The 12,241-nt window shown below is 64.0% G+C and carries 13 protein-coding genes; 7 read left to right on the forward strand and 6 right to left on the reverse strand.

Going from position 1 to position 12,241, the window contains the following annotated elements:
- The 4 genes from AC1RQP_RS26310 to flaF all read left to right on the forward strand — a co-directional run.
- Positions 1-672 (forward strand): flagellin (locus AC1RQP_RS26310; protein WP_492939291.1); only part of this gene is annotated, 672 nt, incomplete at its 5' end.
- A 324-nt stretch (positions 673-996) separates the two neighbouring features.
- A complete protein-coding gene (locus AC1RQP_RS26315; protein ID WP_492939293.1) occupies positions 997-3,267 on the forward strand; it encodes a DUF1522 domain-containing protein in 2,271 nt (756 codons plus the stop codon).
- A gap of 219 nt (positions 3,268-3,486) precedes the next feature.
- Complete coding sequence (locus tag AC1RQP_RS26320; protein WP_239625119.1) at positions 3,487-5,775, forward strand: DUF1522 domain-containing protein; 2,289 nt, start codon at positions 3,487-3,489, stop codon at positions 5,773-5,775.
- 294 nt (positions 5,776-6,069) lie between these two features.
- Positions 6,070-6,438, forward strand: a complete 369-nt coding sequence (gene flaF, locus AC1RQP_RS26325; RefSeq protein ID WP_028181463.1) for a flagellar biosynthesis regulator FlaF — start codon at positions 6,070-6,072, stop codon at positions 6,436-6,438.
- A gap of 151 nt (positions 6,439-6,589) precedes the next feature.
- Here flaF and AC1RQP_RS26330 read toward each other — a convergent pair whose 3' ends face one another.
- The 4 genes from AC1RQP_RS26330 to AC1RQP_RS26345 form a co-directional block, all read right to left on the reverse strand.
- Positions 6,590-6,949, reverse strand: a complete 360-nt coding sequence (locus AC1RQP_RS26330; RefSeq protein WP_239625117.1) for a hypothetical protein — start codon at positions 6,947-6,949, stop codon at positions 6,590-6,592.
- Positions 6,950-7,105: 156 nt separating this feature from the next.
- Complete coding sequence (locus AC1RQP_RS26335) at positions 7,106-7,603, reverse strand: hypothetical protein (protein WP_028181461.1); 498 nt, start codon at positions 7,601-7,603, stop codon at positions 7,106-7,108.
- A gap of 11 nt (positions 7,604-7,614) precedes the next feature.
- Positions 7,615-7,983 carry a flagellar assembly peptidoglycan hydrolase FlgJ gene (flgJ, locus tag AC1RQP_RS26340; protein WP_492939296.1) on the reverse strand — a complete coding sequence of 123 codons (369 nt, stop codon included), beginning with the start codon at positions 7,981-7,983 and terminating at the stop codon, positions 7,615-7,617.
- The gene (locus AC1RQP_RS26345) at positions 7,983-9,107 is read right to left on the reverse strand and encodes a flagellar basal body P-ring protein FlgI (protein ID WP_028181459.1); all 1,125 of its coding nucleotides are present in this window, start codon (positions 9,105-9,107) and stop codon (positions 7,983-7,985) included. The genes flgJ and AC1RQP_RS26345 overlap by 1 nt, the downstream gene beginning before the upstream one ends.
- Before the next feature lie 282 nt (positions 9,108-9,389).
- On the opposite strand from AC1RQP_RS26345, the gene AC1RQP_RS26350 reads away from it, so the two are divergent.
- Positions 9,390-9,803: a flagellar assembly protein FliX gene (locus tag AC1RQP_RS26350; RefSeq protein WP_492939298.1), complete on the forward strand. Its 414-nt coding sequence runs from the start codon at positions 9,390-9,392 to the stop codon at positions 9,801-9,803.
- A gap of 3 nt (positions 9,804-9,806) precedes the next feature.
- On the opposite strand, the gene AC1RQP_RS26355 is transcribed toward AC1RQP_RS26350, so the two are convergent.
- Positions 9,807-10,178: a winged helix-turn-helix transcriptional regulator gene (locus tag AC1RQP_RS26355; protein ID WP_061023262.1), complete on the reverse strand. Its 372-nt coding sequence runs from the start codon at positions 10,176-10,178 to the stop codon at positions 9,807-9,809.
- Positions 10,179-10,325: 147 nt separating this feature from the next.
- Here AC1RQP_RS26355 and AC1RQP_RS26360 point away from each other — a divergent pair, with 147 nt between their 5' ends.
- Entirely contained in the window at positions 10,326-10,937 is a 612-nt protein-coding gene (locus AC1RQP_RS26360) for an NAD(P)-dependent oxidoreductase (protein WP_492939300.1), read from the forward strand.
- Between the two features lie 218 nt (positions 10,938-11,155).
- The gene (gene dksA / locus AC1RQP_RS26365) at positions 11,156-11,521 is read left to right on the forward strand and encodes an RNA polymerase-binding protein DksA (protein WP_085966600.1); all 366 of its coding nucleotides are present in this window, start codon (positions 11,156-11,158) and stop codon (positions 11,519-11,521) included.
- A gap of 281 nt (positions 11,522-11,802) precedes the next feature.
- Here the strand turns inward: dksA and AC1RQP_RS26370 are convergent, their stop codons facing one another.
- Entirely contained in the window at positions 11,803-12,201 is a 399-nt protein-coding gene (locus tag AC1RQP_RS26370) for a winged helix-turn-helix transcriptional regulator (RefSeq protein WP_492939303.1), read from the reverse strand.
- Positions 12,202-12,241 lie beyond the last annotated feature (40 nt).

The raw sequence follows: 12,241 nt of genomic DNA on the forward strand, positions 1-12,241 counted from the left end.
TCCGCGACGATCGACGCCAACGGCCTGCTGACGATCTCGACCACCAACGACTACGCGTCCTCGACCATCGGATCGAGCACCGCGGGTGGTGCGATCGGCGGCACGCTGACCTCGTCGCTCACCTTCTCGACGGCTTCCACCCCCGTCCAGGACGTCGTCGCGCAGACCTCGCGTGCCAATCTGGTCAACCAGTACAACAACATCCTCCAGCAGATCGACTCGACCGCGCAGGACTCCTCGTTCAACGGTGTCAACCTGCTCAACGGCGATCAGCTCAAGCTGGTGTTCGACGAGACCGCCAAGTCGAGCCTGAGCATCACCGGCGTGACCTACAACTCCAAGGGTCTGGGCCTTGCTGCGCTGACCAGTGGTGTCGACTTCATCGACAACGCTGCCACCAACAAGGTGTTGACCAACCTGAACGCTGCGTCGAGCACGCTGCGCTCGGAAGCTTCCGCTCTGGGTTCGAACCTGACCATCGTGCAGGTGCGTCAGGACTTCAACAAGAACCTGATCAACGTGCTGCAGACCGGTTCGGCCAACCTGACGCTGGCCGACACCAACGTCGAGGCGGCCAACAGCCAGGCGCTGTCGACCCGTCAGTCGATCGCGGTGTCCGCGCTGTCGCTGGCCAACCAGTCGCAGCAGAGCGTGCTCCAGCTGCTCCGCTAAGTCGCGGACGACATCGCAAGCAGGATCAGGCGGCGGGGCTTCGGCCCCGCCGCTTTTTCGTATGTCATTCGATATTTCGAGAAACCAGGAGACGCTCTGAAAAGTAACCAGCGGTTATGGTTAATGGAGCGTAAGCGCAGAGAAACGCCAATTATTTCAGACGGATTGTCGATGCCATCCGCGCCTTCCGGCAGCTTATGGTGAACCGCCGCTTATGCCGGCGAGACGCGTTTCACCCTTTGTTAGCCATGTCCGCGCAGGCTGTGCCCGTCACTCGGTCCGAAGCGATCGAACGAAGACGCGTAAGCCAGAAGGGTAAGAGTCATGTCCGGTATTGTTCTCTCTGCGTCGGTTCGTCAGAACCTGCTCTCTCTCCAGTCCACCGCCGACCTCCTCGCCACCACACAGAACCGTCTGTCGACCGGCAAGAGCGTCAACTCGGCGCTGGACAATCCCACCAACTTCTTCACCGCCCAGTCGCTCGACAACCGCGCCAGCGACATCAACAACCTGCTCGACGGCATCGCCAACGGCGTGCAGGTGCTGCAGGCCGCCAACACCGGTCTGACCTCGCTGCAGAAGCTGATCGACAGCGCCAAGTCGATCGCCAACCAGGCGCTGCAGACCACGGTCGGCTACTCCACCAAGTCCAACGTCTCCACCACGATCGCGGGCGCAACCGCCGCCGACCTGCGCGGCACGACCTCCTATGCCAGCGCGACCGCCTACAGCAACGTGCTGTATAACGGCACGGCGGGCGGCGTTACCGCGGCCGTCGCAACCACCACTCTCGGCGCGACCCAGGGTACGTTCTCGAATACGGTTGCCGTGAACGCTGCCGACGGCACCACCGCCGTGACAGGCACGATGACCCTGATCGGCACCACCGCCGCCACGAAGATCAGTTCGGCTCCCGCCGACGGCGACACGCTGACGGTGAACGGCAAGACCATCACCTTCCGCTCCGGCTCGGCCCCCTTGGCGGCCGCGGTCCCGAGCGGCTCGGGCCTCAGCGGCAATCTCGTGACCGACGGCAACGGCAACACCACCGTCTATCTCGGCACCGCCGCCACCCCGGCCGCGACCGTCAACGACCTCCTGACCGCGATCGACCTCGCCAGCGGCGTGAACACCTCGGTCATCGCAAGCGGGTTGGCGACGATCGCGAACAGCGCGGGCCAGACGCCCTCCTCGATTGCCGCGGGTATCACCACGATCAAAAGCTCGACCGGTGCCGATCTATCCTTGACCGGCAAGGCCGACCTGCTCAAGGCGCTGGGCCTCACCAGCGCGACCGGCGGCGGCAATGCGTCGCTGAGCGTCACCCGCACGACGAGCTCGAGCTCACTGGGATCGCTGATCACCGACGGCGCATCGCTGAACGTCGACGGCCACGTCATCACCTTCAAGAACGCGCCGGTTCCGGGCTCGACAGGTGCGCCGGCCATTCCAGCCGGGTTCGGCAAGAGCGGCAACGTGATCACCGATGGCAACGGCAACTCGACCGTCTACCTCCAGGCCGGCACTGTCGCCGACGTGCTGAACGCGATCGATCTCGCCACCGGCGTGCAGACCGCGTCGATTGCGGCCAACGGTGCGGCGACACTGAATACCGCAACCGGCCAGAGCAAGTCGTCGATCAACACCAGCGGCCAGCTCCAGCTCTCGACCGGCATCAATGCCGACCTGTCGATCACCGGCACCGGCAACGCGCTGGCAGTGTTTGGTCTTTCGGGCAACACCGGTAATGCGACGGCGTTCTCGGCGGCCCGTACCTCCGGCATCGGCGGCATCAGCGGCAAGAACCTGACCTTCACCTCCTTCAACGGCGGTACGGCGGTCGATGTCACCTTCGGCGACGGCACCAACGGCACGGTCAAGACGCTCGACCAGCTCAACTCGAAGCTTCAGGCCAACAACCTGTCCGCGACGATCGACGCCAATGGCCTGCTGACGATCACGGCGTCCAATGACTATGCCTCCTCGACGCTCGGCTCGACTGCAGCGGGCGGTGCGATCGGCGGCACGCTGACCTCGGCGCTGACGTTCTCGACGGCTTCCACGCCCGTCCAGGATGCGGTCGCACAGACGGCCCGTGCGAACCTGGTATCTCAGTACAACAACATCCTGAACCAGATCGACACGACCGCGCAGGACTCCTCGTTCAACGGCGTCAACCTCTTGAACGGCGACCAGCTCAAGCTGGTGTTCGACGAGACCGGCAAGTCGAGCCTGAACATCACCGGGGTGACCTACAACTCGAAGGGTCTCGGCCTCGCCGCGCTGACCGTCGGCGTCGACTTCATCGACAACGCCGCCGCCAACAGGGTGCTGACCAATTTGAACGCCGCGTCGAGCACGCTGCGCTCGGAAGCCTCGAGCCTCGGCTCGAACCTCTCGGTGGTGCAGATCCGTCAGGACTTCAACAAGAACCTGATCAACGTGCTGCAGACCGGCTCGTCCAACCTGACCCTGGCCGACACCAACGTCGAGGCCGCCAACAGCCAGGCGCTGTCGACCCGTCAGTCGATCGCGGTCTCCGCGCTGTCGCTGGCCAACCAGTCGCAGCAGAGCGTGCTCCAGCTGCTCCGCTAGTAAGCAACTGAAATTACGAGGTAAAATCGAGCGGCGGGGCCATTTGCCCCGCCGCTCTTTTTGCATTTGGAGGCGGGCAGGGGCCTTCACCCGCCATTAACCCTATCCCTTAAACCGGCGTTAACCATACTTTAAAGGACACCTTCTAAAACTGGACCAAAGCCCCGCTTTGCAGACCGCGCGGCCGATTCGTATCCGGTTCAAGAGGAAGACTCGCCAATGTCCAACATCGTTCTCTCGGCGTCCGTTCGCCAGAACCTGTTGTCGCTGCAGTCGACGGCCGACTTGCTGGCCACGACGCAGGAGCGGTTGTCGACCGGCAAAAAGGTCAATACGGCGCTCGACAATCCCACCAATTTCTTCACGGCGCAGGGGTTGGACAACCGGGCGAGCGACATCAGCAACCTGCTCGACGGCATCAACAACGGCGTGCAGGTGCTCCAGGCCGCCAACACCGGCATCACCTCGCTGCAAAAGCTGATCGACAGCGCGAAATCGATCGCCAACCAGGCGCTGCAGACCACCGTCGGCTATTCCACCAAGTCGAACGTCTCGACCACGATTCCCGGTGCGACGCCGGCCGATCTGCGCGGCACGACGTCCTATGCGAGCGCAACCGCCAACAGCAACGTGCTCTATACGGGTGCCCCCGGTGGCGTGACGCCGGTTACGGCCGCCGCCGCCCTCGGTGCATCGCTCGGCTCGACGGCGGGCACGTTGACCGGCGTTGCCACAACCATGGCCGACGGCACCACTGCCCTGACCGGCAGCGCGACGCTGATCGGCACCACGGCGGCCAGCACCCTCGGCTCGTCGCCGGCCGACGGAGATTCGATCACCGTCAACGGCAAGACCATTACGTTCCGGACCGGCGCGGCGCCCGCGACGCAGCCGACCGGCTGGGGCCTGGATGCCAGCGGCCACATCGCCACTGACGGCAACGGCAACTCGATCGTCTATATGGGCACGGCCGCCGCGCCCACCGGCACTGTCAACGACCTCTTGAGCGCGATCGACTTGGCGAGCGGCGTCAAGAGCGCCGCGATCAGCGCCGGCGCCGCGACCATCTCGGTCAGCGGCTCGGCCGGTCCCGTCGGCACGCTGCAGGTGGCATCGTCGATCGCGGGCGGCCAGGTCACCCTGAAGAGCTCGACCGGCGCCGATCTGAGCGTGACCGGAAAGGCCGACTTCCTCAAGGCGCTCGGTCTGACGTCCGCAACCGGCGCCGGCAACGCCAACGTCACCGCGGCCCGGTCGACCACCGCGGGTTCGCTCGGCACCCTGGTGCAGGACGGCTCGACGCTGAACATCGACGGCCACACCATCACCTTCAAGAACGCGCAGACGCCGCAGTCGGCCGCGAGCGTCACGTCGGGTGGCGTCAGCGGCAACATCGTCACGGACGGCAACGGCAATTCGACCGTCTACATCCAGAGCGCGACGCTGACCGACCTGCTCAACGCCGTCGACCTCGCGACCGGCGTCAAGACCGCCAGCATCTTCAACGGCGCGGCGACGCTGTCGACCACTGCAGGCCAGATCCCGTCGTCGGTCAACAGCAGCGGTCAGCTTGCGCTTTCTACCGGCGTCAACGCCGATCTCTCGATCACCGGTACCGGCAATGCCCTCGGCGCATTCGGTCTCAGCGGCAATACGGGAACGGCGACTGCCTTTACTGCGGCCCGCACGTCCGGCGTCGGCGGCATCAGCGGCAAGACGCTGACCTTCACCTCGTTCAACGGCGGCACCCCGGTGAACGTCACCTTCGGCGACGGCACCAACGGCACCGTCAAGACGCTGGACCAGCTCAACGCGCAGCTGCAGGCCAACCACCTGACGGCGACGATCGATGCCAACGGCGTGCTCACGGTGACCACCGTCAACGAATACGCCTCGTCGACGCTCGGTTCGACCCTCGCGGGCGGCGCGGTCGGCGGCACGATCACCGGTGTTCTGGCCTTCACCACCGCGCAGCCGCCGGTCCAGGATCCGGTGGCGCAGACCGCGCGCTCCAACCTGGTCAACCAGTTCAACAACATCCTGGCCCAGATCGACACGACGTCGCAGGACTCCTCCTTCAACGGCGTCAACCTGCTCAACGGCGACACGCTGAAGCTCGTTTTCAACGAGACCGGCAGCTCCACGCTGAGCATCAACGGCGTGGTGTTCAATGCGGCGGGCCTCGGTCTCAGCAATCTCGTCAACGGCGTCGACTTCATCGACAACGGCGCCACCAACAAGGTGCTGGCCAGCCTGAATGCAGCCTCGAGCACGCTGCGCTCGGAAGGCTCCACCCTCGGTTCGAACCTGTCGATCGTGCAGGTGCGTCAGGACTTCTCCAAGAACCTGATCAACGTGCTGCAGACCGGCTCGTCCAATCTGACGCTCGCCGACACCAATGAGGAAGCGGCGAACAGCCAGGCGCTTTCGACTCGCCAGTCGATCGCGGTCTCCGCGCTGTCGCTGGCCAACCAGTCGCAACAGAGCGTGTTGCAGCTGCTCCGCTAATTTCGCGGCGCAAGTTCGCTACTCGAGATTTCGCGGCGGAGCTAACGCTCCGCCGTTCTTTTAAGGGAGATCGCTAAGACAAGATTAGCTGAGATCGATGCGCATCACGCCGAGCGAGTTTACATCGTGCGTGCGTGCATCTAGCGTTGCGCCGACGAAGAGCTCCGTGCCCCGTAATTGTCCGGAGTGCTTCCAAGCACAACACGTAAGCAAATCTTAAGCGGTGCTGCCTAGGGTTGGGAAAGAAATCCTTAAGCGCGTAGAACGCGTTAGGTAACGTCCAGGGTGTGATTGATGTCGAATTCCGCTGCCTCGGCTTATGCGCGTGTTGCAACGACCACCGCATCTCCTCGGGACATCGAGGCGCAGACCCTGCTCAAGGCGGCCAACAAGCTCCAGGACGCGGTGAACAACGCCGATCCGCTCAGCGAGCAGACCATGCAGGCCCTGATGTTCAACCGCAAGCTCTGGACCATCTTCCTGAGCGAGGCGATGCGTGACACCAATCCGCAGCCGATCGACGTCCGGCAGAAGATCGCCAACATCAGCGTGTTCGTGCTGAGCCAGACGGCCGCGCTGCAGATGAGCCCGCAGTTCGATCATTTCCGCCCGCTGATCGAGATCAACCGCAACATCGCTGCAGGCCTGTCCGGACGGCCGTGACGCAGAGCGGTCGTGGTCGAGCATTTGCCGACCGCGGACCAGGTCGACGCTGACGGAAGCCGGCGCTGGGGCGGATCAATGACATCGCCACCGAACTTGCGGCGGACTCGACTGGTGTCGATCCGCCGTCGTGACGGTCGACACCTCGTCGTCAGGCGCTGACGTCCGTGCTGAGCGGACGCGACGGTTCGGACTTCATATCCAGAGCATGGAAATAGGCGCGCCGGCGCAGCATCGCCTCGTCGGGGAACTGGGTTACCACCGCGTCGGTCTTGGCGTTGACGACCTGGAAGACGAAGGACGCGGCCGCCTGGTCGAACACGACCTGGCGCGAGACGTTCTCGTGGTTCGGCAGATCATTGCGCACAGGCGCGCCCGTATCGCTCGCGGCGACCGTCTGGCTCACCGGAAGATCCGTTTGCACAGCCTCGTTCGCCGCCACGTTGGACGTCGGTACGATCTGCGCGGGTGCCGGGATCCCCACCGGCCTGATGCTGAAATCTGTACTCATGGCAGCCTCCTGGTTGCCTTACTTGAGTCAAATCCCAACCCCTCTAATAGCGCAACCATGGAACACCAGGTTTGAAGACCTGGTAAGGAAACGTGACTAACCGTGCGACGCTATCGCCGCGCAATATTTCGTAAAAATGTCGCTTGTCCTGTGCGCTCAGAGCGAGCGGCTGACCGCGAGCGGGGTGATGTGGCGCGGCCCCGGCGCGGCGCGGCGTCCCGCGGCCGTATAGGTGTTCGGCACGTTGCGCTTCTGGATCTCGGCGTTGACGCCGCGCACGACGCTCTCGGAGACGGCGTGCGCGGTCGCGAGCACGGTGAGATTGACCTGGAGCATCGCGCGAAACGCATCGTGGTGGCGATGCAGCGTCGAGAGCAGCTCCGGCGCGGATTTCGCGAGCTGGGCCTGGTTCGCCTTCAGCTGGCTGACGGCGCCGACGTAATTGCGCGACAGCTCCTGCTTCTTGCTCTCGAGCGTCATCGCCTCGCGGACCTTGCCGGCGCGAACGAGCTCGGTCTCGCGCTCGATCAGTCCGAGCAGCGCGCTCATTGCGTCCATCAGGCCTTCGGCGAGCTTGCGCGCCTCGGTGCTGCCGGGCGCGGTGTTCGGACTCTGGGCTTGCATCGGCTGACGTGAGGCGTGGAAATGGTTCATTTCGTTTGACCTTATGCCGTGCGGATCGTTTTCGCCTGCTGCGTGATCAGGGTGCGGTAGACTTCGGTGGCGACGCCGACGCCGCCGGCCTGGGCAAAGCTCTTGGAATATTGCTCGGTCAGCATCGAGCGCCACACGCCAGTGCCGGGCGTATCGCCGAACGGACCTTCGCCCTTCAGGCCCGAGGTCATCTGCGAGAACATGCTGTTGAGGAACATCGCCTCGAAATCGGTGGCGGTCTTCTGCGCCTTGGCCTGCTGCTGCGGTGAGACCTTCTGCAGCGCGGCGGCGAGCTCGAAGTCCGGCCGGCCGTTGCGGCTCTCCACCGAGAACGCCGAAGCGGTGGTGGCGCGCGGGGTGTTGATGGAGCCTGCCTGCATCACATCACCTCGATGTCGGCTTCGATCGCACCGGCGGCCTTGATCGCCTGGAGAATGCTGATCATGTCGCGGGGACCGATGCCGAGGCCGTTGAGACCGTCGACGAGCTGCTGGAGCGAGACGCCGTCCTTGACGACGGCCAGCTTCTTGCCGTCCTCGGTGACGGTGACGCTGCTGCGCGGCGCGACCACGGTGCGGCCGCGCGACAGCGGGTTGGGCTGGCTGACCTGTGGGCTCTCGGAGATGGTGACGGTGAGGTTGCCCTGCGCCACAGCGACGGTGGCGACGCGGACGTCGCGGCCCATCACGATGATGCCGCTCCGTTCGTCGATGATGATCTTGGCGGCGAGATCGGGATCGACTTGGAGCTGCTCGATCTCGGTGAGGAATGCGACGACGTTGCCCTTGAACTCCGGCGGGACCGACAGCTGCACCGTCGAGGGGTCGATCGGCTCGGCGGTCTTGACGCCGAGATAGTCGTTGACCGCAGCCGCAATGCGCTTGGCGGTGGTGAAGTCGGCGTTGCGCAGCGCCAGGCGCACGTTCGGCAGCCGATTGAGCGCGAACTCGATCTCGCGCTCGATGATGGCGCCGTTGGCGATGCGTCCGACGGTCGGAACGCCGCGCACGATCTTGGCCGCCTCGCCCTCGGCCTGGAAGCCGGAGATCGCGAGCGAACCCTGCGCCACCGCATAGACGTTGCCGTCGGCGCCCAGGAGGGGGGTCACGAGCAGGGTGCCGCCCTGGAGGTTCTTGGCGTCGCCGAGCGCGGAGACGGTGACATCCATGCGCGTGCCCTGGGTGGCGAAGGCCGGCAGGTTGCCGGTCACCATCACGGCCGCGACGTTGCCGGTGCGGATGGTGGCGCCGCGGATGTTGACGCCCATGCGCTCGAGCATCGCCTGCAGCGATTGCTTGGTGAAGGGGATGTTGTTGAGCGTGTCGCCGGTGCCGTTGAGGCCGACGACGAGGCCGTAGCCGATGAGCTGGTTCTGCCGCACGCCCTCGATGTTGGCGAGGTCCTTGATGCGCGATGTCGCGCTTGCAGGCGTGACCGAGAGCGCCAGCGCTGACAGCGCGGCGCAGGCCACCCCAACAATCCTCACCCAACGAACGCCTGGCATCCTCTGCTCCCCAAGGCTCCTAAAGAGGCTCCTCAAATCCGAAGGACCTGCACGACACTCCCATGACGAGCTGGTCCGGCGCTTTCCTTGCGAGCGCTGTGCCAACCCGGGGCTTCGGGATAGATCGCTGAATAGGTTGAATAAATCTGTTTCGACCGGTGTCAGCGGGTGTTGTGCCTGAGGAGCGAAACTGCCGCCTGTCGGCAGATTTTGCCGGGCTGTTTACGGGCCGTTAACCATAAAACGGCGAAGCTCCGGCATCGATCACCCGGATTCCTTCCGATGCGCATCTACGGACCGAACGGAACCACGCTGGGAACGCCGGCCAGCCAGGCCAGGCGGACCGGCTCCGGCACCTTCGTGCTGCCCGACACCTCGTCGGCGCAGGAGACGCGGAGCGCTGCCGCACCGAAGGCCACCGCCAACATCGACGCGCTGCTGGCATTGCAGGGCGTCGAAGAGGATCCGGTCGAGCGCCGCAAGCGCTCGGTCGCCCGCGGCAGGACCGCGCTCGACGTGCTCGACGATCTGAAGATGGGACTGCTGGCCGGAAACCTCGACGCCTCGACCGTGATGCGTCTGCGTGATGCTGCGGCGAACCTCAAATCCTCGTCGGGCGATGCCGGACTCGATTCCGTGCTCTCGGAGATCGAGTTGCGCGTCGAAGTCGAGCTCGCGAAGGCCGGGCAGGCCTAGCGTCTACGCCGCTTCCTCCTTCTGCTGCGCATCGTAGCGGCGCTGCGCCGCGAGCACGTCCTTCAGATTCTGCTCGGCCCAATCGCGCAGTGGATCGACCGCCGCGGCCAGCGTCAGCCCGAGCGGCGTGATCGAATACTCCACCGTGACAGGAACGGTCGCGATGGCATGGCGCCTGATCAGGCCGTCGCGTTCGAGCGACTTGAGAACCTGACTCAGCATCTTCTGCGAGATGCCTTCAATCGTGCGGCGCAACTGATTGAAGCGCATCGGCTCCTCGCGCAGGAGCAAGAGGATCAGCACCGCCCATTTGTCGCCGACGCGATCGAGGATCTGGCGGGTAGGGCAGTTCGCTGCGTAAACGTCGGGTTTCATCGTCGGTCCTCGGAGAGTCTGGTCGCTTGCGAATATGCATGCCGGTTACTCCAGCGTAATCAGGTAAGCACAAAGTGCTCTCTTAACACCAGCATCCTTTGCGATATCTAGTTACTGATAGTTACTATAGAAGCAAAGGAGCCTTCCATGAAAATCGCAGTCGCCGGCGCCTCGGGCCGGGCCGGGTCGGAGATCACCAGGGAACTGTCCCGCCGCGGCCACGCCGTCACAGCCATCGCCCGGAACCCCGAGAAGATCGCAGCCCTGCCCAACGTCACGCCGACCAAGGGGGATGTGCTCGACCAAGCCGGTTTGGCCAAGCTGTGGGCAGGGCATGACGTCGCCGTGAGTTCCGTGCACTTCCTGGCCAGTGACCCGCTCAAGCTGATCGGTGCGGCGAAGGACGCCAAGATCGGTCGTTACCTCGTGGTCGGCGGCGCCGGCAGCCTCGAGGTCGCCCCAGGCGTGAAGCTGGTCACGACTCCCAATTTTCCTACCCAATACAAGGCTGAGGCGGAGGCGGGCTCGGCCTTCCTCGACCTGCTGCGGCAGGAAAAGGACCTGAATTGGACCTTCATCTCGCCGTCGGCTTTGTTCGTCGAGGGGGAACGCACGGGCAAGTTCCGGCTTGGGACCGACCAGCTTCTCGCAGATGCGAATGGAAAGAGCTGGATCACCTTCGCCGACTACGCCATCGCGCTCGCCGATGAGATCGAGCGGCCCGCCCATCCGAGGCAGCGCTTCACGGTCGGCTATTGAGCCGTCAGCCGCCCCCCAGGTCCCTCCAGGATAAACCTTCCTGTGCAAGGGCTTGGGGGCGGCACCCGGGCGACGAGGGGAAATATTGTCTGTCACAGGAGGCCGCTATATAACGCCCCGCTCGACGGACCCCGTTCCGTTTGCGAGTCGTTGCTTAGACAGATAGGCCTCCCTTGGAAAAGTTGAAAAACTACCGACCGACCGACAAAGAGCCTTTCATGAACGACCGGCAGAAGGAGTACTTCCGTTTGAAGCTCCTCGCCTGGAAGGATGAGATCCTCAAAGAGTCCAAGCTCACCCTGCAGGCTTTGCAGGAGGAGAACGTGAACCACCCCGATCTCGCCGATCGGGCATCGTCCGAAACCGACCGTGCCATCGAACTCCGCGCCCGCGACCGCCAGCGCAAGTTGATCGCCAAGATCGACGCCGCGCTCCAGCGCATCGAGGACAACACCTACGGCTATTGCGAGGAAACCGGCGAGCCGATCTCGTTGAAGCGGCTCGAAGCCCGGCCCATCGCAACGCTCTCGGTGGAAGCGCAGGAGCGCCACGAGAAACGCGAGAAGGTCTATCGCGACGAATAGAGCCCGGGCCGCCAAGTGCGGCTCTTTGTTTTTGGGACGCAAGGCGCCGTTTGGCGCCGTGATCCGCATTTTGCCTGCCGCTTGCAGCCGCGCGGCAACGTGCGAAGCGTGATCGCGAAAAGTGAATCACGATCAATGGGCTAGACTCGATTCCTCCGAGCTCACGTGAGTTCGGATCAGAAACAGCCTTCACTTCATGTGGGACAGGTTTTGCGAGTCGCATCAACGACATCGGCTCGAATGGTGAGACGCCGATCCAGCTGCATCAAGCATCGCTGCAATCAGGTCTGCCGCGACGCCAGGAGGCGCGCGTCCCCATAAAGCCTGGACCAGCTCAATATTTCCTTAAATGCCGGCAAGAGGCCGTAAGCCGCATCCGTCAGCTCGTACTCGACCCTCAAGGGTTTCTCCGTGAGGACGATGCGCGATACGAGGCCATCCTGCTCGAGCTCGCGAAGCTGCGTGGTCAGCATGTGCTGGGTGATGCCGCCGATCGATCGTCGCAAGGCACCGAAGCGAACCGCGCCGTTCATCAGCGTAGACAGGATCTCCAGTTTCCACTTGCCGCCGAGGGCGTGGATGGCGCGCTTGAAGTCGCCGAGCAGGGCAGGATCTGGGCTGCAATCGCAGTCGTGGTCGCAGTTGCTGGTCAGGTTTTCCATACCGGTCTCGAAATCCATTCTACTTGTCCCCTTGGAGATAGTGACCAGATGCGGCCTT

It is taken from the genome of Bradyrhizobium sp. GW821-FHT13H06 (genome assembly GCF_058803975.1).